This is a genomic window from Paracoccus sp. NFXS7, from assembly GCF_040148865.1.
Taxonomy (GTDB): domain Bacteria; phylum Pseudomonadota; class Alphaproteobacteria; order Rhodobacterales; family Rhodobacteraceae; genus Paracoccus; species Paracoccus marcusii.
Genome location: NZ_JAKEKV010000003.1, coordinates 280,306 through 304,009 on the forward strand (window position 1 = coordinate 280,306; position 23,704 = coordinate 304,009).

At 67.7% G+C, this 23,704-nt stretch carries 22 protein-coding genes; 7 read left to right on the forward strand and 15 right to left on the reverse strand.

Features of this window, described 5'->3' with window-relative positions:
- Positions 1-36: 36 nt before the first annotated feature.
- From acpS to LZ686_RS08255, 4 genes are read right to left on the reverse strand one after another with little or no spacing between them, the layout of a single operon-like run.
- Positions 37-447 (reverse strand): holo-ACP synthase, encoded by a 411-nt coding sequence (gene acpS / locus LZ686_RS08240; RefSeq protein WP_045981025.1) that lies wholly within the window; start codon positions 445-447, stop codon positions 37-39.
- Between the two features lie 37 nt (positions 448-484).
- The gene (locus LZ686_RS08245) at positions 485-1,219 is read right to left on the reverse strand and encodes a pyridoxine 5'-phosphate synthase (RefSeq protein ID WP_045981026.1); all 735 of its coding nucleotides are present in this window, start codon (positions 1,217-1,219) and stop codon (positions 485-487) included.
- A 30-nt stretch (positions 1,220-1,249) separates the two neighbouring features.
- The gene (locus LZ686_RS08250) at positions 1,250-2,068 is read right to left on the reverse strand and encodes a 4-(cytidine 5'-diphospho)-2-C-methyl-D-erythritol kinase (protein ID WP_349547471.1); all 819 of its coding nucleotides are present in this window, start codon (positions 2,066-2,068) and stop codon (positions 1,250-1,252) included.
- The gene (locus LZ686_RS08255) at positions 2,065-3,873 is read right to left on the reverse strand and encodes a tetratricopeptide repeat protein (protein ID WP_239441263.1); all 1,809 of its coding nucleotides are present in this window, start codon (positions 3,871-3,873) and stop codon (positions 2,065-2,067) included. Before LZ686_RS08255 ends, LZ686_RS08250 begins: the two co-directional genes overlap by 4 nt.
- Before the next feature lie 480 nt (positions 3,874-4,353).
- Between LZ686_RS08255 and LZ686_RS08260 the strand changes: the two genes are divergently transcribed.
- Both LZ686_RS08260 and LZ686_RS08265 read left to right on the forward strand, forming a co-directional pair.
- Positions 4,354-4,539 carry a hypothetical protein gene (locus tag LZ686_RS08260; RefSeq protein ID WP_046000793.1) on the forward strand — a complete coding sequence of 62 codons (186 nt, stop codon included), beginning with the start codon at positions 4,354-4,356 and terminating at the stop codon, positions 4,537-4,539.
- A 629-nt stretch (positions 4,540-5,168) separates the two neighbouring features.
- Complete coding sequence (locus tag LZ686_RS08265; protein ID WP_349547472.1) at positions 5,169-6,998, forward strand: family 16 glycosylhydrolase; 1,830 nt, start codon at positions 5,169-5,171, stop codon at positions 6,996-6,998.
- 65 nt (positions 6,999-7,063) lie between these two features.
- Here LZ686_RS08265 and LZ686_RS08270 read toward each other — a convergent pair whose 3' ends face one another.
- The 7 genes from LZ686_RS08270 to LZ686_RS08300 are packed head-to-tail and all read right to left on the reverse strand — an operon-like array spanning position 7,064 to position 14,026.
- Positions 7,064-7,912, reverse strand: a complete 849-nt coding sequence (locus tag LZ686_RS08270; RefSeq protein ID WP_349547473.1) for a fumarylacetoacetate hydrolase family protein — start codon at positions 7,910-7,912, stop codon at positions 7,064-7,066.
- A 15-nt stretch (positions 7,913-7,927) separates the two neighbouring features.
- Entirely contained in the window at positions 7,928-8,641 is a 714-nt protein-coding gene (locus tag LZ686_RS08275; protein WP_205963199.1) for an SDR family oxidoreductase, read from the reverse strand.
- Positions 8,642-8,671: 30 nt separating this feature from the next.
- On the reverse strand, positions 8,672-10,189 hold the full coding sequence (locus tag LZ686_RS08280; protein WP_349547474.1) for a UxaA family hydrolase: 1,518 nt from the start codon (positions 10,187-10,189) through the stop codon (positions 8,672-8,674).
- Positions 10,186-11,196, reverse strand: a complete 1,011-nt coding sequence (locus tag LZ686_RS08285) for a zinc-binding alcohol dehydrogenase family protein (RefSeq protein ID WP_349547475.1) — start codon at positions 11,194-11,196, stop codon at positions 10,186-10,188. The genes LZ686_RS08280 and LZ686_RS08285 overlap by 4 nt, the downstream gene beginning before the upstream one ends.
- Positions 11,193-11,969 carry an ATP-binding cassette domain-containing protein gene (locus LZ686_RS08290; RefSeq protein WP_502921990.1) on the reverse strand — a complete coding sequence of 259 codons (777 nt, stop codon included), beginning with the start codon at positions 11,967-11,969 and terminating at the stop codon, positions 11,193-11,195. The genes LZ686_RS08285 and LZ686_RS08290 overlap by 4 nt, the downstream gene beginning before the upstream one ends.
- 59 nt (positions 11,970-12,028) lie before the next feature.
- The gene (locus LZ686_RS08295) at positions 12,029-12,967 is read right to left on the reverse strand and encodes an ABC transporter substrate-binding protein (protein ID WP_148911868.1); all 939 of its coding nucleotides are present in this window, start codon (positions 12,965-12,967) and stop codon (positions 12,029-12,031) included.
- A gap of 33 nt (positions 12,968-13,000) precedes the next feature.
- Positions 13,001-14,026, reverse strand: a complete 1,026-nt coding sequence (locus LZ686_RS08300) for an ABC transporter permease (protein WP_273744289.1) — start codon at positions 14,024-14,026, stop codon at positions 13,001-13,003.
- Positions 14,027-14,144: 118 nt separating this feature from the next.
- Here LZ686_RS08300 and LZ686_RS08305 point away from each other — a divergent pair, with 118 nt between their 5' ends.
- Positions 14,145-15,047 (forward strand): GntR family transcriptional regulator, encoded by a 903-nt coding sequence (locus LZ686_RS08305; RefSeq protein ID WP_349547477.1) that lies wholly within the window; start codon positions 14,145-14,147, stop codon positions 15,045-15,047.
- Here the strand turns inward: LZ686_RS08305 and LZ686_RS08310 are convergent.
- Positions 15,044-15,970, reverse strand: coding sequence for an aldo/keto reductase (locus LZ686_RS08310; protein WP_349547478.1), 927 nt, complete (start codon positions 15,968-15,970; stop codon positions 15,044-15,046). The two genes, LZ686_RS08305 and LZ686_RS08310, sit on opposite strands and share 4 nt — an antisense overlap.
- Before the next feature lie 96 nt (positions 15,971-16,066).
- Here LZ686_RS08310 and LZ686_RS08315 point away from each other — a divergent pair, with 96 nt between their 5' ends.
- Together LZ686_RS08315 and LZ686_RS08320 are read left to right on the forward strand one after the other, a co-directional pair.
- Entirely contained in the window at positions 16,067-16,909 is an 843-nt protein-coding gene (locus LZ686_RS08315) for an amidohydrolase family protein (RefSeq protein ID WP_349547479.1), read from the forward strand.
- On the forward strand, positions 16,906-17,235 hold the full coding sequence (locus LZ686_RS08320; protein ID WP_127897772.1) for an L-rhamnose mutarotase: 330 nt from the start codon (positions 16,906-16,908) through the stop codon (positions 17,233-17,235). The genes LZ686_RS08315 and LZ686_RS08320 overlap by 4 nt, the downstream gene beginning before the upstream one ends.
- Positions 17,236-17,250: 15 nt before the next feature.
- On the opposite strand, the gene LZ686_RS08325 is transcribed toward LZ686_RS08320, so the two are convergent.
- The 3 genes from LZ686_RS08325 to LZ686_RS08335 are packed head-to-tail and all read right to left on the reverse strand — an operon-like array spanning position 17,251 to position 20,406.
- Positions 17,251-17,637, reverse strand: a complete 387-nt coding sequence (locus LZ686_RS08325) for a hypothetical protein (protein ID WP_349547480.1) — start codon at positions 17,635-17,637, stop codon at positions 17,251-17,253.
- A 10-nt stretch (positions 17,638-17,647) separates the two neighbouring features.
- Positions 17,648-19,948: a xanthine dehydrogenase family protein molybdopterin-binding subunit gene (locus tag LZ686_RS08330; protein ID WP_349547481.1), complete on the reverse strand. Its 2,301-nt coding sequence runs from the start codon at positions 19,946-19,948 to the stop codon at positions 17,648-17,650.
- On the reverse strand, positions 19,948-20,406 hold the full coding sequence (locus tag LZ686_RS08335; RefSeq protein WP_045983882.1) for a (2Fe-2S)-binding protein: 459 nt from the start codon (positions 20,404-20,406) through the stop codon (positions 19,948-19,950). Before LZ686_RS08335 ends, LZ686_RS08330 begins: the two co-directional genes overlap by 1 nt.
- 323 nt (positions 20,407-20,729) lie before the next feature.
- Here LZ686_RS08335 and LZ686_RS08340 point away from each other — a divergent pair, with 323 nt between their 5' ends.
- Positions 20,730-22,247, forward strand: a complete 1,518-nt coding sequence (locus LZ686_RS08340; protein WP_295167951.1) for an ATPase domain-containing protein — start codon at positions 20,730-20,732, stop codon at positions 22,245-22,247.
- A complete protein-coding gene (locus LZ686_RS08345; RefSeq protein ID WP_349547482.1) occupies positions 22,244-23,689 on the forward strand; it encodes a sensor histidine kinase in 1,446 nt (481 codons plus the stop codon). Before LZ686_RS08340 ends, LZ686_RS08345 begins: the two co-directional genes overlap by 4 nt.
- The last annotated feature ends 15 nt before the right edge of the window (positions 23,690-23,704 follow it).

Consider the following 23,704-nt stretch of genomic DNA (forward strand, 5'->3'; position numbering starts at 1 on the left):
GCGTCGCGTGTTCATGGGCCGGGCACAGGGTCAAAGTCAAGCAGGCGCAGGGCCGGGACGCGCCTCGATCACCACGAAGGCCTGCGCCCAGGGGTGGTCGTCGGTCAGCGTGACATGCACGACCGCGTGATGATCGGCGGGCGTCATCGCCGCCAGCCGGTCCGCGGCCCAGCCCGTCAGCGCCATGACCGGCTGGCCCGACCGCAGGTTCGTCACCGCCATGTCGCGCCAGCTGATGCCCATGGCAAGACCCGTGCCAAGTGCCTTGGAGCAGGCCTCCTTGGCGGCCCACCGCTTGGCCAGGGTGCCGGCCTCGTCGGCGCGGCGGGCAGCCTTGGCCAGTTCGGTCGGCGTGAAGACCCGGTTGCGGAACCTGTCGCCAAAGCGGTCCAGCGTCCCCTGGATGCGGTCGATGTTCGCCAGGTCCGTGCCGATGCCAAGGATCATGCCGTACGTCCCGATGGGGCTCTGGACAGGAAAGGGATCACGCCCGCGCCGCGTCCATGCGCGCGCGCATCTCGCGGATCGCGCCCTCCAGCCCTAGGAACACCGATTCCGAGATCAGGAAATGCCCGATGTTCAGCTCGGCCACCTGGGGAATGGCCGCGATGGGACCGACCGTATCGAATGTCAGCCCGTGGCCCGCATGGACCTCCAGCCCCAGGTCATGGGCCAGCGCGGCACCCTCGCGCAGGGCGGCCAGTTCGGCGTCACGCTCGGCGTGGCGGCCCTCGGTGTCCAGGTCGCAATAGGCGCCGGTGTGCAGTTCGACCACCGCCGCGCCGATCCGGGCGGCGGCGCGGATCTGGGCGGGTTCGTGACCGATGAACAATGACACCCGACAACCGGCCTCGCGCAGCGGCGCGATGTATCCGGCCAGCGCGTTGTCGTTGCCCGCGACATCCAGACCGCCTTCGGTCGTACGCTCCTCGCGCTTCTCGGGAACGATGCAGACGGCATGCGGACGATGGCGCAGGGCGATGGCCTGCATCTCCATCGTGGCGGCCATCTCGAAGTTCAGGGGCTGGGTCAGGTTGGCCATCAGCGCGTCGATGTCGGCGTCGCTGATATGGCGGCGATCCTCGCGCAGATGGGCGGTGATGCCGTCCGCGCCCGCGGCCTGGGCGATCAGCGCGGCCCGCAGCGGGTCGGGCCAGGGCGTGCCCCGCGCGTTGCGGATGGTGGCGACGTGGTCGATGTTGACGCCAAGGCGCAGCATGGGTTCCTCCGGGATCGGGTCGGGCGCAGTCTAGCCGCGCGCCGGGGCGGATGCCAGTTCGGTCGCCACCGCCCACCAGCCGTTGCGCGCAAGGGCCGCAGCCGCGCGCTCCGCGGCGCCGGGGTCGGCAAAGATGCCGAAGCAGGTGGCCCCCGATCCCGACATCCGCGCCAGCCCCGCGCCCTGCCCATCCAGCGCCCGCAGCACGTCGGCGATGACCGGCGCCGCGGCAATCGCGGGGGGCTGCAGGTCGTTCCGGGTGCTGCCCAGCCAGCCCAGCAGCGCATCGACATCGGCAAAGGCGGGAATGGGCGGCAGGGGCGGATTGTCGCGCGACCGCAGGCCCGCGAAGATCGCCGGGGTGGGCACCGCGATGCCGGGATTGACCAGCACCAGGTGCAGCGGCGGCAGGGCGGGCAGCGGGGTCAGCACCTCTCCGACGCCCTGCATGCGCGCGGGCGTCGAGGCCAGGCAGACCGGCACGTCGGCGCCAAGCCGTTCGGTCCCATCGGGCAGCGGATGGCCCATCCGCGCCAGCCCGCGCAGCACCGCCGCCGCATCGGCGGACCCTCCCCCGATGCCCGAGGCGACGGGCAGCGCCTTGTTCAGCCGGATCGCGGCCTGTCCCCCGACCAGACGCGCGGCGCGCAGACACAGATTGTCGTCGGTTGACAGACCCGCCGCGAAGGGGCCGTCGATGCTCAGGGACAGCGGGCCGGGGGTCAGGGCGATGCTGTCGCCGACCGCCGCAAAGCAGACCAGCGAATCCAGCAGGTGATAGCCGTCGGGCCGCCGACCTGTCACGTGCAGCGCCAGGTTCAGCTTGGCGGGGGCCGCCTCGATGATCATTCGGCCGCGTCGGCCTCGGTCTGCGGGGCCTGGGTGGGGTGGCTGGCGACGGGGCCGTCCTCCTCGTCCATCACCGCGTTCAGGCCGCGATCCAGCTTGGCGCGGATGCGGTCGGCATCGACCTCTCCGCTTTCGCCGGGCTCCAGCGACAGGGCGCGCTGCCACTGGATCTGCGCCTCGCGGTGGCGGCCGACCATCCAGTAGATGTCGCCCAGGTGGTCGTTGACCAGCGGATCGGCGGCCATCGTGGCGATGGACTGCTCCATCGGGGCCACGGCCTCCTGATAGCGGCCAAGCCGGAAATAGGCCCATGCCAGGCTGTCCAGAATATAGCCGTCGCCGGGCGACAGCTCGACCGCGCGCTTAATCATGTCCAGCGCCCGGTCCAGGTTCTGGTTCCGGTCGATCCAGGAATAACCCAAATAGTTTAGCAGGCTGGCCTGATCGGGGCGGATCTCCAGCGCGGCCAGCAGGTCGGCCTCGGCGCGGTCGAACTGGCCCACACGCTCCAGCGAGATGCCGCGCGCGTAAAGCGGGAACCAGCGCGCCTCGGGCGGGGCGTCGGCCAGAAGGTCCAGCGCCCGGTCATAGCTTGGGATCGCCTCGGCGTATTTCTCCTGCTGGCGGGTCACGTCGCCAAGCGCGATCCAGGACTGCGCCAAGCCCGGATAGGCCGCGGTCAGCGCCAGGGCCGCGCGCTCCGCCTCGGCGGGGCGTTGGGCGCGCGACAGGGCGTCGATGCGCGACAGCTCGGCCTGGGGGCGCATCTCGCCCATGCGCCGGACGGCATCGAACTCGGCCTCGGCCAGGTCGAACTGCTGGCGGTCCTGCAGCAGCTGCGCGGTGGTCAGCCGGGCCTCGGGGTTCTGGGGCGCGATCCAGGACGCCAGGCGCGCATGGATCAGCGCCAGCGGTTCCGGGTCCGGGCTGCTGGACAGGGCCGAGGCAAAGGACAGCAGCAGATGCGCGATTCCGTCCGCCGGGCCGCCCACCACGTCGAAGGGCACCGGCTGCCCCTGTTCCAGGCGCTGGCGCAGGGCCAGCAACTGCGGCTCGGCCTCCAGCCCGTCGATCTGGGACAGCAGCGCCAGCGCCTCGTCGCCGCGATCCAGTTGCGACAGGATCTGGACGCGGGCGGTCAGGCCCATCAGGTGGCCGCTGGCCTCGGACTGCACGATCAGGCGGTCGGCGGCCTCATAGTCCCCGGCCAGCGCCCGGGCCAGCGCAAGGTGATAGTTTACGATGGGGGCCAGGTCCGCATTCGCGGCCATCGCCTCGAACGCCGCGATGGCGTCGGTGGCGCGTCCCGCACCCAGCAGCGCCCAGGCACGGATGGTGCCGTCCATCAGGTCCTGGTCCAGCGGGACGTCCGGCGCATGGGTCGCATCGATCAGGTCGACCACGCCCTGCCAGTCCTCGGCCCGGACCAACTGCGCGCGGCGCAGAAGGCCGGCCAGTTCCGTCGGACGATCCTCGTCGAACAACCGTTCGGCCATGGCCACCGCCTGATCGACATCGCCCGCCGATGCCAGCGCGACTAGCGCGCTGTCCTGCAGATAGACGTCCTGCGGATCCTGCGCCGACGCCATGACGAAATAGCGCGCCGCCGCGCGAAAGTCGTTCTCGACGGTCGCCATGCGGGCGGCAAGATAGGGGCCGGCCAGGCCGCTGATCTGCGCAGGCTGCTGCGTCGGCTTCGGTTCGGGCGGGCCGTCCTGCGCCAGAGCCGGCAGGGCGGTTCCCGTCGTCAGCGCAGCCAGCACGGCAAGACGCAGCAGGGCAGCAAGGGGGCGGGTCTGGGTCAAGGGCGGCACTTCCGGAAATCACATTTGCGTTGCCCTCAAGCCTAGCGGCCGGGGCCAAGGCAGGCAACGCCCCTACCCCAAGGTTTCATCACATGTTCGAGTAATCACGCGTATTTTGGATTTTGATAGGGTCGCTTGAGGCATATCGCCGGTTGCCGTTGAAGACGACAGGATGCGCTGTTTGTAGCGCACGGCGACAAGGGATACCCGCCCGGATCAGTTTGCAATTGTTAGCCGACGTACCGTCACGCTTGCCGAAAACTGAGGCATCGGCAGCAATCCGTGAAAATCGAACCATGTAACGGCATGATTTCGCCGCTTTTGTCCCGGATGTCACCTCTGCCTAGGCGTTTTGCCAATGTCCATGGTACGATCAATTAACCAAGATCGAAACGGTCCTCTGCTTGCATCCTGGTTTCTGAATGAAATGCTGTGGCCACCTGTCCTTGCAGGGGGTCGGCTATCGAATGGAGGGGTCGGATGATCGCAGCCAATCTTGCCTTTGCCCTAGCCGTGGCCATCGGCGTCATGATGCTGTTCCTGTTCAACGGGTTCGCATATTGGGAATGCCTGACGGCCTATGCACTCTGCGGAGGATTCTCGGTGCTGGCATTTGCTTGGGCGTCGGCATCGCGGACGCCCGTCCGCACAGACCAGAGGTCATGACGGACGGGCACGTTGCCTGACTGGTAACCTGTGACACAAGGGAACGACCGGCGACGGGACGGACCTTATCTCTGACAATCGATACGCACGTCTTAGACTTGTGCATATGGTGCAATACGTCAATATAATATAAGGTTGAATATGAATTAATAATTCACGCTTAAGTTGTTAATAAAAGTCTTGAAATTGCCATAGTCGTCGTGCGCGACTGCTTTCTGAAACCTTTTTAGAATCTCGATAAAATAGCAAGCGTATCAAAATTTTACGCCTTATACGACGGTACACTTCCCACTCTACGCCTCAATTATCGCGTAGATTAGATTGGCGAACCGTATTCCCACAGGGGCAGCACGCAACGCAGTGTGTCTCCTGCTGGATCTTCCGATCTCTTTTAACAGGGCCATTGATACAGCTCGCCGACAGAATATCGCGTTGTTTTGGCAGATCCGACGTCGTTCCTTAGCTTGCGTTCGTCCCACATGGGGCAAAGCACAAACCGCGCAGCGTAAGATCGCGTTAAAGTTGCATTAGGGTGTCGGGGTCATACTGAACCTTCCGGCTTCCTGATCGGACCGCGTGCTGCCTGCCCGTCTCGGCCGCCGCCGTCCCTGCGACCATCTGAGGTGAGCATGACCACGACCCCGACCGCCCCTGCCCTCGATCTGTACGAGATCGGCGAACAGCACGACAATGACAGCTGGCTGATCTCGGACTGGGCGGCCGGGCAATCAAGCATCATGCAGTGGTCGGACGACAATGTCCGCGTCGGCGCGGATGGTGCCATCGAACTAGTCTTGGGCCGGTCCCCATCCGGATCGCCCCGTCCCTATCAGGGCGGCGAGATTCAGGGCGCCCAGATCGCCACCACCGGAACATGGGGATGGACCGTGCAGGCCCCCGACATGCAGCCGGGCGCGGTATTCGGACTGTTCACCTACAAGGCGGACTGGCAGCATCAGCCTTGGGTCGAATTCGATTTCGAATTCGTGGGTGGCGACACCACGCAGGTCCAGTTGGCCATCCACATGGAGGACGCTGCCGGAAACCACATCACGCTGAATGACGCCGGCCAGCGGCGCGCGGTGATCGACCTGGGCTTTGACGCGGCGGAAGGCTTTCACACCTACGAAGTCACCGTGACCGACCGTTCCGCCGTCTTCTATGTCGATGGGCGTATCGTGGCGCAATTCAGCGCTGCCGACATGCCCGGCGGCATCTGGAACATCGGCCCCATGTCCAGCTATGTCGATCTGTGGGCGGTGGCGCCGGGGCAGGAAAGCTGGGCCGGACGATGGAGAGATCCCGGAGAACCCCTGGTCGCCCGCATTGCCGGGGCAGAGATCAGGCCCGGCGAATACGGCAGTAGCGTTCCCCCCGGCCCCGTGGTCGGCGGGCCGGGTCCGACCCCCGATCCGGTCCCCGGCTTTCCGCTGTTCCCCGCCGATGCCCCTCCGGGCAGCATCATTGGCAGCGCGGGCGGCGATCGCCTGCGCGGGACCGCGGCAAGTGACACGATGTTTGGGCTGTCGGGCAATGATGTCATCGACGGCATGGCGGGCGCCGACAGGATGTACGGCATGGCCGGCGACGACGTCTATCACGTCGACAACGCGGGTGACCGGGTGGTCGAAACGGCGAATGGCGGTCGGGACGTGGTGCATGCCGGCGTGTCCCACGCGCTGTCCGCCCATGTCGAGCATCTGGTGATGACCGGCACGGGGCGGGTGACCGGTGTCGGCAACGATCTGGCCAACCGCATGACCGGAAATGGGGCCGATACCATCCTGCGCGGCGCGGGTGGCGCGGACATGATCGCCGGGGGCGGCGGGGCCGACAGCCTTTTCGGCGGGAACGGAAACGACGTCCTGCATGGCGGGGTCGGCGACGACATGCTTTGGGGCGGGGCGGGCAACGACACGATCGATGGTGGCGCGGGAACGGACTGGGTCTCGTTCATGGGTCAGGCGCGGGCCGCGCGGATCGATCTGGCCATGACGGGCGCGCAGGCCACGGGGCACGGGGCCGACGTGATCCGCAATGTCGAGAACATTCACGGCGGGATGGGCCGCGACATCCTGCTGGGCGACGCCCGGGCGAACGTGATTTGCGGCGGGTTCGGTGCGGACATCCTTCACGGAAGGCGGGGCGATGATCGCCTGGACGGTGGGGCCGGAAACGACAGCCTGAACGGCGGTGCGGGACGCGATCAGCTGTGGGGCGGCGCGGGGGCCGATGTCTTCGTCTTCGGTCACGGTGCCGGGCGCGATGCGGTCATGGATTTTCAGGACGACATCGACACGATCCGCATGGTCGACTTCGGGATCGCCAGCTTGGCGCAGGCGCGGGACCATGCCGCACAGATCGGCGCGAACGTCGTCTTCGATCTTGGGGACGGTGACGTGCTGACGGTGCGCAACATGACGATCGACGGGCTGGGCAACGACCTGATCTTCGTCTGACCGGGATTGGCCCGTGACGCCCGGCCCACGCGGGGCCAGGCGTTACGGGCGACGGCATGCGCCCATCAGGCCGGGTCGGCAATGACCTCTTGGCGCTGCTGGCCCAGCCCCTTGATGCCCAGCTCGACGACGTCGCCCGCGCGCAGGAAGCGTTGCGGCCGCATCCCCATCCCGACGCCCGGAGGCGTTCCGGTGGAAATCACGTCGCCCGGATGCAGCGTCATGAACCGGCTGAGGTAGTGGATCAGGAACGGCACCCGATAGACCATCGTCGCCGTCGACCCGTCCTGCATCGTCTGACCGTTCACGCTCAGCCACATCGCCAGATCCTGGGGATCGGCGATCTCGTCCGGGGTGACCAGCCAGGGGCCGATCTGGCCGAAATTGTCGCAGGACTTGCCCTTGGTCCACTGGCCCGCGCGTTCGGTCTGGAACGCCCGTTCGGATACGTCGTTTGTCACGGCAAAGCCTGCGACATGGGACATGGCGTCGGCTTCATCGACATATTTGGCAGGCTTGCCGATGATGACGGCAAGCTCGACCTCCCAGTCGGTCTTTTCGCTGCCGCGCGGGATGATGATCGGATCGTTCGGGCCGCAGATCGCGCTGGTGGCCTTCATGAAGATCACAGGCTCGGGCGGGACCTGCATGCCGGATTCGGCGGCATGGTCGGCATAGTTCAGGCCGATGCAGATGAACTTGCCGGTACCCGCGACGGGCGGGCCCAGACGTGGATCGCCCTGGACCAGCGGCAGCGTCGCCGGATCAAGGCGCGCCAGGCCGGCCAGTGCATCGGGATGCAGCGCCTGTCCGGACAGGTCCGACACATGCGCCGACAGGTCACGGATCTGGCCGTCCGCGTCGATCAGGCCGGGTTTCTCGGCGCCCGCGGCACCAAAGCGAACAAGTTTCATGTCGTCTTCCTTGGGTCAGAGTGTCCAGCCGCCGTCGATGCAGACGGCTTGGCCCGTGGTATAGGTCGCGCCCGCCAGATACACGGCCAGATCGGCGATTTCCGCCGCATCGGCGATGCGCCCCATGGGCTGGCGCGCGACGAAGGCCGCGCGGGCCGCCACGGCATCGCCCGTCGCGGCAAGGCGGTCGTCCAGGGACGGCGACTGCACCGTGCCGGGGCAGATCGCGTTGCACCGGATGCCGTGGCCCACATGGTCGGCGGCGACCGACTTGGTCAGACCCAGGACGGCGGCCTTGGTGGTGGAATAGGCAAAGCGGTTGGGCACCCCCTTGATGGACGATGCGACCGAGGACATGTTGATGATCGCCCCCCGCCCCCGGTCGACCATCCCCGGCAGGACCGCTCGGATCGTGCGCATCATCGATCGCACGTTCAGGTCGAACGCGAATTCCAGGTCGGCCTCGGATGCCTCCAGGATGCCGCCTGCATGCACGACCCCGGCGCAGTTGAACAGCACGTCCACCGGTTCCAGATCGGCAAAGAACGCCGCCACGGCGGCGCCGTCCAGCACGTCCAGGCGCGCGGTGCGGCACCCGTCCAGCGTCGAGAGCCCGTCCATGTTGATGTCGGTGGCGATCACCTCGGCGCCCGCCGCGGCAAAGGCCAGCGCGCTGGCGCGGCCGATCCCCTGGGCCGCCGCAGTGATCACGACGCGCTGTCCGGTCATGGGGGTTGGTGTCATTCGCTGTCCTTTCACTTACATCACCGCGCCGATCTGCCAGGGCACGAACTCGACCGCGCCGAACCCCTGTGCCTCGCTTTTCGTCGGGGCACCGGAGGCGACGGCCAGCATCAGGTCGAAGATCTCGTGCCCCTTCCCCTGCAGGGTCGCCCCGGAGAGGATCGCACCGCAATCGACATCCATGTCCGGCTCCATCCGGCGCCACAGGTCGGGGTTCGACGCGATCTTGATGCAGGGCACCGGGCGATAGCCCGACACGCTGCCCCGCCCGGTGGTGAAAGCGATCAGGTTGGCCCCCGACGCGACCTGCCCCGTCACCGAACAGGGGTCATAGCCGGGGCTGTCCATGAAGACGAAGCCCGGCCGGTCGATGGGTTCGCCATAGCGATAGACCGCCGACAGCGGCGCGCTGCCCCCCTTGGCCACGGCGCCCAGGCTCTTTTCCAGGATCGTGGTCAGGCCGCCGCGCTTGTTGCCGGGCGAGGGATTGTTGTCCATCTCTCCGAAATTGCGGGCGGTGTAATCCTCCCACCAGTCGATCAGGTCGATCAGCTTGCGGCCGGTCTCGGGATCGGCGCGTCGGGTCAGCAGATGTTCGGCGCCATAGATCTCGGAGGTTTCCGACAGGATCGAGGTGCCCCCCTGCGCCACCAGCAGATCAGAGGCGATGCCCAGGGCCGGGTTGGCGGTAATCCCGGAATAGCCGTCCGACCCCCCGCATTGCATGCCCATCACCAGCGCGGATGCCGGGGCGGTCCGGCGCGTGGCACGGTCGGCCTCGGCGGCCAGTTCGCGCAGGATCGCCACGCCCTTGTCGACGGTGGCCCGCGTGCCGCCCGTCTGCTGGATGGTCATATAGCGGAACCGGGCGCTGTCCTTCAGCGCGCGCCGGTCGATCAGGTCGGGGATCTGCATGACCTCGCAGCCCAGGCCCACCATCAGGATGGCACCGAAATTGGGGTTGTGGCCATAGCCCGCGATGGTGCGGAACAGCGTCTCATACCCTTCGCCCTTGCCGGACATGCCGCAGCCGGTGCCGTGCACGATGGGCACGATGCCGTCCACGTTGGGGTAATCGGCCAGCCAGCCCTGACGCTCTGCCTCGTCGGCAATGAAGCGGGCGACCGATCCCGCGCAATTGACCGAGGTCAGGATGCCCACATAATTGCGCGTGCCCACCCGCCCCGATGGCCGGTGAAACCCCCGGAAGGACGCCGGCGCATCGGGGGCGGGCAGCGCACCCGCCGCGCTGCCAAAGCCGTGATCCTGCTTGTGCGCCCCCATGCCCAGGTTCTGGACATGGACATGCGCCCCCGCCGCGATGGGCCGGGTGGCGATGCCGATGACCTGACCGTATTTTAGGACCGGTTCGCCGGGCGCGATGGGGCGGATGGCGACCTTGTGGCCCGCGGGGATCGCCTCTGTCGCGGCGCATCCGGCATCAAGCGGCGCGCCGGGGGCCAGGGCGATCAGGGCGACCATGATGTTGTCGCGGTCATGCAGGCGGATGGCGGTTGGCGGGGCTTGCGTCACGGGGTCACCAGGATCTTGACGATGTCGTCGCGGTCATCGACCAGCGCGGCAAAACGGTCGGGCAGATCGGCCAGCGGCACGACCTCGGACAGCAGCGCATCGGTGGGGATCAGCCCGTCACGAATGGCCGCGATGACCCGGTCGAAATCGGGGGCCTGCGCGTTGCGGCTGCCGATGATGCGGGCCTCGCGCTTGTGGAACTCGGCATCCGAAAAGCGGATGTCGCCCTTGACCACACTGACCAGCACCGTGCTGCCGCCATGGGCCACAAGGGGAAAACCCGCCTCGATGGCCGGCGCGCTGCCGGTCGCGTCGAAGACGACGTCGAAGCCCTGCGCCAACTCGCCGGTCAGGATGTCGTCGCCCGGACGATGCAGCAGGTCGAACCCGCACAGGCGCTGCGCTAGCGCCAGCCGCCGGTCGCTGAGATCCATCAGATGCACCTGGGCCCCGGCCAGCCGCGCGAACAGCGCGGTGCCAAGCCCGATCGGCCCCGCCCCCGTCACCAGCGCCAGATCGCCCTGCCCCACGCCCGAACGCGCGACGGCATGGGCGCCGATGGCCAGGAACTCGACCATCGCAGCCTGATGCACGCTCAGCCCGTCGGCGGGGTACAGGTTGCCCGCCGGAACCGCGATCCGCGCGCACATGCCGCCGTCGCGATGCACGCCCAGCACCGCGATCGCGGCGCAGCAGTTGGGCTTGCCGCGCAGGCAGGCACGGCAGGCCCCGCAGGACAGGTATGGGTTCACCACGACCAGGCGCCCGGCATCCGGTCCGCTGGCCACATGCCCGGACAGCTCGTGCCCGATCACGCGGGGATAATCCAGATAGGGATGCTTGCCCTCGAAGATGTGGTAATCCGTGCCGCAGATGCCGATGGCGGCGATGTCGACAAGCACCCAGCCCTCGGGGGCATGGGTCGGCAGGGGCCGCGTCTCGATGCGGAACCGGCCGGGCTCGACGCAGACGCCGCATGCCATCGTGGTGGCGGATGCGTCCTTCATTGCACCGGCTCCGGCCTGCGGGCGGACCAGTCGGACGGCAGCTCTCCCTTGACGATCAGGCTGAGGACGTCGTCCTTGCTGACATCGCCGATGGCATGGGCGCCCACGACGCGGCCCTTGTTCATCACCACGACCCGGTCGCACAGGTCGAACACGTCATGGATGTCGTGGCTGACCAGGAATATCCCGATCCCGTCGGCCTGCAGCTTGCGGATCAAGTCGGCCACCATCGCCGTCTCGGACGGGCCCAGGGCTGCGGTGGGTTCGTCCATGATCAGCACGCGGGTGTCGAAATAGATCGCACGCGCGATCGCGATCACCTGGCGCTGGCCGCCCGACAGGCTGGACACGGGGTCGCGCAGGTTGCGGAAGTTGGGGTTCAGCCGGGCCAGCACCTCGCGCGCTGCGCGCAGCATGGCCGCGTCGTCCAGGTTGCCGAAGCGGGTCTTCAGCTCCCGCCCCAGGAACAGGTTGCTGGGCGCGTCCAGATGATCGGCCAGGGCCAGCGTCTGATAGATCGTCTCGATCCCCTTGGCGCGGGCGTCGTTGGGTTCGGCAAAGCGGACCGCCGTGCCGTTCACGCGGATCTCTCCGCTGCTGGGGGTCATGGCGCCCGACAGGATGCGCATCAGGCAGGACTTGCCCGCGCCGTTATGCCCCAGAAGGCCCACCACCTCGCCCGGATAGAGGCTGACCGAGACATGATCGACGGCCCGGACGCCGCCGAAACGCTTTTCGATGTCGATCATCTGGACCAGCGGCTGGTCTGACATGGGCATGCCCCTTGCAACGTGTCGGTGATCGGGGACCGCGCGGGCGGTCCCCGGCAGCATCAGTAGAGGACGTTCCTGGCCTCGTCGGACTCGATGTTGGCCTTGTCGACCATCACCACGCCAGTGTTGATGAACGGCTCGACCGTCTCTCCGGCCAGGATGTCCATCACGGTCTGCACGCCCATCTCGCCCATGGCGAACGATCCCTGCACCGCCGTCGCCGTCAGCACGCCGTCGCGCACGAACTGCTGCAGGTCCTCGTTGCCGTCAAAGCCCAGGGCGGTCAGCTGGCCCGCCTTGCCCGCCTGCTCGATCGCGCGCCCCATGCCGACGGCCGTGGGTTCGTTCGCACCGAAGATGCCGACCAGGTCCGGGTTCGACGCCAGCATGTCGGTGGTCTGGTTCAGCGCGTTGGCCATCTGGCTTTGCGAATAGAGCGGACCCACGATCTCCAGGTCGGAATTCTCCTGCAGGTAGGTGGTGAAGCAGCCGACGCGCCCGATCTCGGACCCGACGCCCGCGACATAGGACATGATCCCCACCTTGCCGGTCGTGCCGGCCTCGTCGATCATGCGCTTGGCCACCTGCTCTCCGGCCGCGCAGTTGTCGGTCGACAGGAAGGCCTGGAACGCGCCTTCTGCGCCCTCGCCCAGGGCGCTGTCGATGATCACGACCGGGATGCCGGATTCATAGGCGCGCTGCACCACGGGGATCAGCGCCTCGGGGTCGGACGGGGCCAGGACCAGCCCGGCCACGCCGCGGTTGATGGCGTTCTCGACCAGGCTGACCTGATCGGCCACCGCGCTTTCCGCGGCCGGACCGTCAAAGCTCAGCGTATGCTCGGACTGGCCCTCGATCGCGGCCTGGGCGCCCAGGTTCACGTTCTGCCAGAAGTTCGAGTTGGTCGTCTTGACGATGACCGCGATCTCTCCGGCCTGGGCGCCGGCGGCGGTCAGGGCAAGGGCGGATACGGCCAGGCATGTCTTCAGCAGTGTCATCTTGGTTCCTCCTCCGATGATGATGATGCGGGCCTAGCGGCGGTTGCGGACCTGATCGATCCAGACCGCGCCGATGACCACGAAGCCGATGACGATCTGCTGGATGAAGGCGGACACGCCCGACATGTTCAGACCGTTTCGCAGGATGCCGATGATGAACGCACCGATCATCGTGCCCGCGACGGTGCCCACGCCCCCCGACAGGGACGCGCCGCCGATCACCGCCGCCGCGATGGCATCCAGTTCGTACATCACCCCCTCGCTTGGCTGGGCGGTGACCAGGCGCGACATCAGCACGTTGCCCGCCAGCCCCGCCAGCGCGCCTGACATCGTGTATGCGTACATCTTGGTCCAGTCGACATTCACGCCGGACAGGCGCGCGGCCTCCTCGTTCGACCCGGTGGCATAGATGTGGCGTCCGATCTGGCGGCGGCGCAGCAGATAGGTCGCGACCACAGCCACGACCAGCAGCAGGATGGCCGGATAGGGGATGCCCGGAAAGATCACGCGCGGAAAGCCGTTCGGCTGCATCTCGACCACGCGGAACAGCGCGCCGTTGCCAAGCCGCCCGAAGCCCGCGCCCAGCTGCGAAATCGGCGTGGCCCCGGTCAGCTGCAGCGCCACGCCGCGCGCGATCAGCATCATGCCAAGCGTCGCCACGAAGGGCGGGATCCGCAGCCGGGTGATGACAAGGCCGTTGAACGCCCCGCAGGCGGCGCCGGCCAGGACGCCTGCGCACATCGCGGGCACCACCGGCAGGCCGGCCTTGACCGCCATCGCCGATACCACGCCCGACAGCGCCAGCACCGAGCCGACCGAAAGGTCGATCCCGCCGGTGATGATGACCATGGTCAGCCCGATCCCCAGCAGCCCGATGACCGATGTCTGCAACAGCACCGTCAGCCCGTTGTTGACCGACAGGAACGCCGGGCTGGCCATCGCAAAGCCGATGATCAGCAGGACCAGCGTCAGCAGGGCCGATGCGCGGTGCAGCTGGTCGCGGGCGATGGTCAGCCGACGCGCCTTGCCGTCGGCCCAGGGCTTGCTTGCGTCCGTCATCGTTCCTCCCCGACCGATTTCGTCCTGATGTCGGCAAAGCATGTGCAGGCACCTTGCACCTGTCAATTGTTTTTAATAATTTAGGACAAGAACCGCTTGACCCAAGGAAACCCCGACCATGGCCCGCAGCGACACCCGCTATCGCGAGGCGTACAACCGCCTTCTGGACCACTGCGCGACCCTGACCCCGGGGGCCGACCTGCGCGCCGAGGCCGCGCTGAGCGAGATCGCCGGGGTCAGCCGCACCGTCGTCCGCCGCTGCCTGGCGCGGCTGGCGGAGCTGGGGGTGATCGCGCTGGACGGGCGGGCCAAGCGGGTGCTGCGCATGCCGGACCAGGACGACCGGATCGCCGTGATCCGCGCCGCTGACGGCCTGCAGGCGCTGGAGCAGCGGTTCCTGGACTGGATCCTGCGGTTCGACGTGCCCGCCGAAACGCCGCTGTCGGTGGCCGAGCTGGCGCGGACCTTCGGCGTCACCCAGCATCAGTTGAACGAGTTCCTGGCCGGGCTCAGCCGGTTCGGTCTGGTCGCGCGCAGGCCCAAGGGCGGCTGGATGCTGCGCGGCTTCACCAAGGAATTCGCGGTCGAGCTGTCGGACTTTCGGCTGGTCCTGGAACTGGACGCGATCGCCAAGCTGGTCGAGGCGCCGGTCGATCACCCCGTCTGGCCGCGGCTGGCCACGCTGCGCGTCCAGCATCTGGCCCTGGCCGACCAGATCGACACGCATTTCCACGAGTTCTCCAAGCTGGACGAGGCGTTCCACGAGGCCATCAACGCCGTCGTCCGCAACCGCTTCGTGGCCGAGTTCCAGAAGGTCATCTCGCTGATCTTCCACTATCACTACATGTGGGACAAGACGCAGGAAAAGCAGCGCAACGGCGCCGCGATCCAGGAACACCTGGCGATCATCGACGCGCTGGAGGCCCGCGACGCCGGCCGCGCGCTGGATGCCGCGCGCCAGCACCTGCGCACGTCGAAATCGACGCTGCTGTCATCCCTGCGCCATCACGACCTGGGCTAGCGCAGGGCCTCCAGGTTGCGGCGCAAGGTCGCCGGATTGGCCGTGCCCAGCAGCACCGCCGCCGCCGCGGGATGGTCGCGCGCGAAATGCAACGCCGCGGTCGCAAGCGGCATCCCCTGCGCGGCGGCCTGATCCTGCAGGGCAGCCACGCGGTCCAGCACCTGCTGCGGGGCGGGGCCGTAATCATAGGTCGCGCCGGCCATGGGCCCGGTCGCCAGGATGCCGGAGTTGAAGATCCCGCCCAGCACCAGACTGGTCCCGGCCACGCGACAGCGCGGCACCAAAGCGTCCTCGGCCGAACGGTCCAGCAGGGTCAGCCGCCCCGCCAGCAGGATCACGTCCAGGGGCCCGTGATCCATCACCCGCAGGCAGATCTCGGTTTCGTTGACGCCAAGACCGAATGCGCCGATGCGGCCGGCCTCCTTCAGCCGGACCAGCCGGTCATACCCGGACCCCAGGAACGCCTGCAGATGCCGGTCGTTGTCGGTGCCATGGGTATAGGTGCCCAGATCGTGGACATAGAGGATGTCGACCCGCGCGACGCCAAGCCGGTCCAGGCTCTGCTCCAGGCTCTCCTCGATCCCGTCACCGGAATAATCGTAATGCACGTCGTTTTGCGCGGGGCGGACATAGCTGTCGGCCTCGGGGATCGGCGCGGCGGCTGGGGTCAGGACGCGCCCGACCTTGGTCGACAGAACGACCCCCGTCCTGCCCTTCAGGAACCGACCCAACCGCTGTTCGGACAGGCCGCGCCCGTAATGGGGCGCCGTGTCGAAATAGCGGATTCCCGCATCCCATGCCGCCTGCAGAACCTGCTGCGCGTCCTCCTCCGCGACCTCGCGATACAGGTTGCCGATGCTGGCACAGCCGAACGCGATGGGGGTGATCTCCACCCCCGTCCGGCCGATCCTGATGGTCTTCATGCCGCCTCCTGTCCTCCCGGGTCGGGCGTTGACACGCCACGACCGCCTCCATACGGTTTATTATGATTAGAGACACAACCCGGCAAGGACATTCCCGTGATCATCGACGCCCATCAGCATTTCTGGCGGATCGCCCGGGGCGATTACGACTGGATGACCGATCAGGTCGCGCCCATCCGGCGGGACATCCTGCCCGCGGACCTGGAACCCTTGGCGCGGGCGTCCGGGGTCACCGGCACGGTGCTGGTCCAGGCCGCCCCCACGCTGGACGAGACGCTGTTCCTGCTGGGGCTGGCCGACCGGTCGCCGCTGATCCGCGGCGTCGTCGGGTGGATCGACCTGACCGGCGACGTGGCCGCCCAGCTGTCGCGCATCGCCCACCCTGCGCTGCGCGGCGTCCGCCCGATGCTGCAGGATATCGACGACACCCGGTGGATCCTGCAGGACGGCGTGATCGACGCCCTGCGGCAGGTCGCGGGGGCCGGGCTGCGGCTGGATGCGCTGATCACGCCCCGCCACCTGCCCGTCATCGAGGAATTGGCCGGGCGGGTGCCGTCCCTGCCCATCGTGATTGATCACTGCGCCAAGCCCGTCTTTGACGGCACGGACCCCGGACCGGACTGGCGCCGGGGCATCGACGCCCTGGCCGCCCACCCGCAGGTGGTCTGCAAGCTGTCGGGGCTGGCCAACGAATTCGGGCCCGGCTGGTCCGCAGACACCCTGCGCCCGGTCTTCGACCATGTCCTGCAGGCCTTCCGCCCCGAACGGCTGATGTGGGGCAGCGACTGGCCGGTGCTGGAGCTTGCGGGCACCTATGGCGATTGGCTGCAGGTCGCGCAGACCCTGTGCGCGGCCCTGTCAGATGCCGATCGCGCGCAGGTCTTTGGGCAGACGGCCATCCGCTTCTATGACCTTAACGCGAAGGAACAACGCCCATGAAACGCATGGCCCATGTCATCGGGATCGATCCGGACCGGATCGACGAATACACCCGCCTGCATGCCGATGTCTGGCCCGCGGTGCTGGACCGGCTGTCGCGGTCGCATATCACCAACTATTCGATCTTCCTGCGCCGGCCAGAGAACCTGCTGTTCAGCTATTGGGAATATCGCGGCACCGATTTCGCGGCCGACGATGCGGCCATTGCCGCCGATCCGGTGACGCGCGACTGGTGGGCGCTGTGCGGCCCGATGCAGCGCCCGCTGGACACGCGGGCCCCTGGTGAATGGTGGGCGGGCCTGACCGAGGTGTTCCATTCGGACTAGGCCGCGCCTGCCGGATCACCCGTCGATCAGGCCGACAAGGATCTCCTTGATCTGCCGGGTGCAGGCCTCCTCGTCCCCATCCTGGGCAAGGGTGCGGGCATCGCCCAGGCGGGCACGCGCCTCGATCAGCTCCTCGCCACCGTCCCCGGCCTCATCGGCCTCCTCGACCGCCGCGGCGGCGTCGTCCTGATAGGGGACGGGTTCCTCTGCCGTCTCCTCGGTCACGGCCTGGGCCTCGCGGGCGCCCGCGACCCCCTGCCCGCCCGTCGAGGCCGAGATGGCCAGCCGCGACGCATCGTCCAGCGCCTCTTCGAGGAAGGTGATCCGGTCGGCGCAATCCGCCAGCGCCGGACCGGCCAGGACAGCAAGGCCGCCGGCCAGAAGCATCTGTTTCAGGGTCATGGACATGTCCTCAGCTGCGAAGTTGATCGGCCACCGGCAGGCGGCGGATGCGGGTGCCCGTCGCGGCAAAGATCGCGTTGACGATGGCCGGGGCGACGGGTGGCAGGCCCGGTTCCCCGACGCCCCCCAAAGGCTGGTCATAGCCGCCCGAGGACACGAGATGCACGTTGATCTCCCGTGGCGCGGTCTCCATGCGGGGGATCAGGTAGGTGTCAAAGTTGTCCTGCTGCGCACGCCCGTCCTGGAAGGTGATCTCGGCCGTCAGGGCCTGCCCCGCGCCCATGATGACGGCCCCCTCCATCTGAGAGCGGATGCGGTCGGGATTGACATGCGCGCCGCAGTCGATGGCGATCTCGACGCGCGGAATGCGCACCGCGCCGTCCACGACCTCGACCTCGGCCGCCACGGCGACATGGCTGACAAAGCTGTAATGCGCGGCGATGCCCAGGCCGCTGCCGGCGGGCATCTGGCGACCCCATCCGATCGCCTCGGCCACGGTTTCGGTGACCGCCCGCAGCCGTCCGGTGTCGATGGGATAGCGCGCCGGGTCCTCGCCATAGTTCCAGACATCGCCGATCTCGCTCGGGTCGATGAGGCGGGCGGGGCCGATCGTCTCCAGCAGGTATTCCAGCGGATCGCGCCCCGCCGCCGCCGCCAGTTCTGCGATGAAGGACTGGATCGCGAAGGCATGCGGGATGTTGGAGACCGACCGGTACCAGCCGATGCGCACATGGGCCGGCGCCTGCGGGTTCTCGGCCCGGACGTTGGGGATGTCCAGGGGCATGTTGGTCAGCCCCATGCCCAGCTCGAACGGCAGCTTCTCCTTGGGGTCGGGGGCAAAGATCGACCCGATAGTGGGGGCGGCGGTGCGGTGCAGCCAGGCCACGGCCTTGCCCTGTGCGTCCAGCCCCGCCTCCAGCCGCTCGACCGAGACGGTGTGGTAATAGCTGTGGTGCAGGTCGTCCTCGCGCGTCCAGGTCAGCTTGACCGGGGCGCCCATCTCGCGGCTGAGGATCGCGGCCTCCAGCACGAAGTCGGGCTTGGACTTGCGCCCGAAACCACCGCCCAGCAGGGTGACATTGACGGTCACGTCCTCTTCGGGCAGTTCCATCCGCTGTGCCAGGCGCAGACGGGTGACCTGCGGCGCCTGCACGCAGGCCCAGACTTCGCAGGACCCGTCGCGCACATCGGCCACGGCGGCGGGCGGCTCCATCGGGGCCTGCGCTAGGTGGGGGATATAGTATTCGGCGACCACGCGGGTCTCTGCCTCGGCCAGGGCCGCGTCGACGTCGCCCCGGTTCAGGATCAGCTTGCCGTCGCCGGTCTGCACCGCCGCCTCAAGCTCTGCCCTGAAGTCATCCGAGGAATAGGCGGCATGCGGCCCGTCCTCCCATTCGATGACCAGCGCTTCGCGCCCCTTGATGGCGGCCCAGGTGTTGCGGGCAATGACCGCGACACCGCCAAGCGGCTGAAATTCCGCGGGGATGGCGGGCGGGTCCAGCCGCACGATGCGCTCGACCCCGGGCACCTGCAGGGCGGCGCTGTCGTCCAGGCTGGCCACGCTGCCGCCAAAGACCGGCGGGCGGGCGATGACGGCGTACAGCATCCCTTCGCGGCGCACGTCGATCCCATAGGTCGTGGTGCCGCGGGTGATGTCGTCATTGTCGACCAGCCCGATATCGGCCTTGCCGACGTAACGGAACGTCGCGGGGTCCTTCAGGCGCAGGCCCTCGCGGTCGGGAACCGGCAGGGCGGCGGCTTTGGCGGCCAGTTCGCCAAAGCCCATCGTGCGGTCCGATCCGGCATGACGTACGACATGCCCCTCGGCGCGCACTTCGGACAGGGGCACGTCCCACGCTTCTGCCGCCGCCTGCTCCAGCATGGTCCGCGCCGAGGCCCCGGCACGGCGCATCGGGCCGAAGAAATGCCGCAGGCTGCGCGAACCGTCGGTGTCCTGGTTGCCATAGCGCGGCTCGTTGCCGGGGGCCTGGGTCACGCGGACCATGTCCCAGTCGGCCTCCAGCTCGTCCGCCACGACCATCGCGATGGAGGTGCGCACACCCTGCCCCATCTCGGAACGGTGGACGGTCACGGTGACGATACCGTCCTCGGCGATCGACACGAAGACGTTCGGATCGTCACGCCAGCCGTTGGGCATCGCGTCGGCGCCGAACTGAACCGGCGCGTCCTGTGCGCGGCCCGGGCGGGGCAGTCCGATGGCAAGAACCAGGCTGCCGGCCCCCATGCCCAGCAGCAGGGACCGGCGGCTGACATTGGCGATGCGGAGGGATTCGGAGACACGGTTCGACATCATTCTGTCCTCGCTTCGGCGGCCTGCTTGATGGCGGCGCGGATGCGCGGATAGGTGCCGCAGCGGCACAGGTTCGCGCTCATCACCGTGTCGATGTCCTCGTCGGTCAGGTCGGGGGTAGAATCCACCAGCGCTGCGGCCTGCATGATCTGCCCCGCCTGGCAATAACCGCATTGCGACACGTTCAGGTCACGCCAGGCGACCTGCACGGGGTGGTCGCCGTTCTCGGCCAGACCTTCGATCGTGCGGACGTCCGACCCGTCCGCGATCGAGATGGGGGTGATGCAGGCAAAGGTCGGATAGCCGTCCAGATGGATCGTGCAGGCGCCGCATTGGGCGATGCCGCAGCCGAACTTGGTGCCGGTCAGTCCCAACTCGTCGCGCAGGTACCACAGCAGCGGCATTTCGGGATCGCCATCGAAACTGTGTTCCGTCCCGTTCACGGTCAGGGTGATCATGATGGCTTCCTCGCTTTCGGATCAGGGCCGGTCGGCGTCGTGCGCGCATGTGACCGTCAAGGGCAACGCCCTTCGGTAAACCGGGTTCCCGAAAAATCGCGCGTCAGTTGCCGGCATGGTCCGGAAAGGCATTGAGCCCGGTCCAGGCACCGGTCCCGTGCCAGGACCATCCTTTATCAGGTGGAGCTGTCCGCGGCGACGGATTAGGCGTGACGATCAGACTGCGCCTTTGGCGCTTGACGACCGGCACCCGGTCGGGACAGGAATCCGCCTTGTGTCCGGGGCGCGCACGGGCCGATACCATCCAGGGCATGGGACAGCAGATGAGCCAGGAAACAGCAGGCGCGGACATCGACGCGCGCTTTCGCACCGGAACCCCCGGCCTGGATGCCGTGCTGCTGGGCGGGCTGACGCCATCGCGGCTGTATCTTGTCGAGGGCACGCCCGGATCGGGCAAGACCACGCTGGCGCTGAAGTTCCTGATGGAGGGACGCCAGGCGGGTGACCGCGGCCTCTACATCACCCTGTCCGAGACCGAGACCGAGCTTCGGGCCGTCGCGCGGTCGCATGACCTGACGCTGGACGGCATCGACGTCTTCGAGATGATCGCCGAGGACGAGTTCGGCATCGACCATGAACAGTCGCTTCTGCATCCCAGCGAGGTGGAGCTGGGAGAGACGGTGCGTGGCATCTTCGATCTGGTGGACCGGACCGACCCGGTGCGCGTGGTGCTGGACAGCCTGTCGGAACTGCGCCTGCTGGCGCAGAACCCGCTGCGCTATCGCCGCCAGATCCTGGCGTTGAAGCATTTCTTCGCGCGCCGGAACTGCACCGTGCTGATGCTGGACGACCGCACGGCCGAACCCGGCGACCTGCAGCTGCACTCGATCGCGCATGGCGTCATCTCGCTGGAGCAACTGGCCAACGATTTCGGCTCGGAGCGCCGCAGGCTGAGGGTCGTCAAGATGCGTGGCCTGAAATATCACGGCGGCTATCACGACTTTACCATCGAACGCGGCGGCATCCGCGTTTATCCGCGCCTGATCGCAGCCGATCACCACCGCCGCTTTTCGGCCGAACCGGTGACCACGGGGCTTGCCGGTCTGGATGCGCTGCTGGGCGACGGCCTGTTTCCCGGAACCAACACGCTGCTGGCGGGGCCTGCCGGGGTGGGCAAGACGACGACCGCCGTGCGCTGCATGATCTCGGCCCTGCAGCGTGGCCAGAAGGCGGCGTATTTCCTGTTCGACGAACGGCTGGCCACGCTGATGACCCGATCCAGGGCGCTGAACATGGATCTGCAGCCGTTCATCGACGCCGGCCTGCTGACGATCCGCCAGATCGACCCGGCCGAACTGTCCCCCGGAGAGTTCGCCAGCGCCGTCCGCAGCGCGGTCGAGCAGGACGATGTCGGGCTGGTCGTGATCGACAGCCTGAACGCCTATCTGCACGCGATGCCAAGCGACAACTTCCTGGTGCTGCAAATGCACGAACTGCTCAGCTATCTAGCCCAGCAGGGCGTGGTATCGCTGATGATCCTGGGTCAGCACGGGGTGACCGGCGACCTGCGGTCGGACCTGGACATCAGCTATCTGGCCGACACGATGATGATGCTGCGTTTTTTCGAGGCCGACGGAGAGGTGCGGAAATCGATCGCGGTGATCAAGACGCGCACGTCGGACCACGAACGCACCATCCGCGAATTGCGGATCGACGGGGGCGGCATCGTCATCGGCGCACCGATCCGGGGCTTTTCGGGCATCCTGTCCGGGACCCCGGTGCTGGTGGGCACCGAAAACGACCTGATGGCGACCGATCCGCAGAGGGACCGGGCACGGTGACCGACCCGTCGGCCGCGCGCGACGACCTTGCTCTGGCGGTGGCGATCCTTGCGCCGCGGGGCCGCGACGCCGCCGTGGCCGCGGCGCTGCTTGACAAGGTCGGCATCGCGTCGGTCCAGGCACGGGACCTGCCCGCGCTGGCGGGGCTGGTCGGGGCGACCATCGGCGTGGCCCTGGTCACCGAGGAGGCCCTGGTCGCCGCGGATGAGGGGCTGCTGCAGCAGGCCCTGGCCGATCAGCCGTCCTGGTCGGACGTTCCCTTCATCGTTCTGGCGAACGGGACGTCGCGGCATCGATCGGACCGGGCCAAGGCCCGCATCGACGCGCTGCAGAACGGGGTGGTGCTGTCGCGGCCGCTGCACGCGGAGGAACTGGTGCGCGCCGTCCGCTCTGCCCTCAAGGCCCGCGCGCGGCAGTACGAGGCGCGCGACCGCATGCACGAGCTGCAGACCCGCGAGGCGCAGCTGCACGACAGCGAGGCCAAGTTCCACGCCATCGCCGATTCCGTCGACCAGATGATCTGGTCGACCCGCCCGGACGGCTTTCACGACTATTACAACCACCGTTGGTACGAATTCACCGGCGTGCCGGAAGGCTCGACCGACGGCGAGGCTTGGGCCGGGATGTTCCATCCCGACGATCAGGACCGCACATGGGCGCGCTGGCGTCAAAGCCTGGAGACCGGCCAGCCCTACGAGATCGAGTATCGCCTGCGGCACCGGTCCGGCGAATACCGGTGGGTCTTGGGTCGCGCCAAGCCGGTCCGCGATGCGGCGGGCCGGATCACCCGCTGGTACGGTAGCTGCACGGACATCAACCGCATCAAGGTGGTCGAGGAACAGCTTCAGCTGATGCTGGGAGAGATGAACCACCGGGTCAAGAACTCGATGGCGATGGTGCATTCCATCGTCTCGCAGACCCTGCGCCAGGCCGAGACGCTGGATCAGGCCCGCATGTCCATCCAGTCGCGCATCGGCATCATGGCGCAGGCCCATGACCGCCTGGTCAAGGCGACCTGGACAGAAACCGCCATCACCGAGGTGGTCGAGGCGGCCTTGGGCCCCCACCGCATGAGCGCGGACCGCTTCCGGGTCGCGGGGCCGGACTTGGCCTTGGGGTCCAAGCAGGCGCTGGCCCTGACCATGGCGCTGCACGAACTGGCCACCAACGCGATGAAATACGGCGCCCTGTCCGCCGAGACGGGCCATGTCCAGGTCCGGTGGGACCGCGACGACGACGCGGAGCCTGTCGGATTTCGCCTGTCCTGGCAGGAACATGGCGGGCCGACCGTCACCCCGCCCCGACGCCAGGGCTTTGGCAGCCGGATGATCGAACAGGCCCTTGCGGGATACTTCGACGGGGTCGCGGAACTGGACTATGACCCCGGCGGTTTGCGTTTCGAACTGACATCACCGCTGACCGGCCTGACGCAGCAGGACTGAGCGTCCGCCACCCCA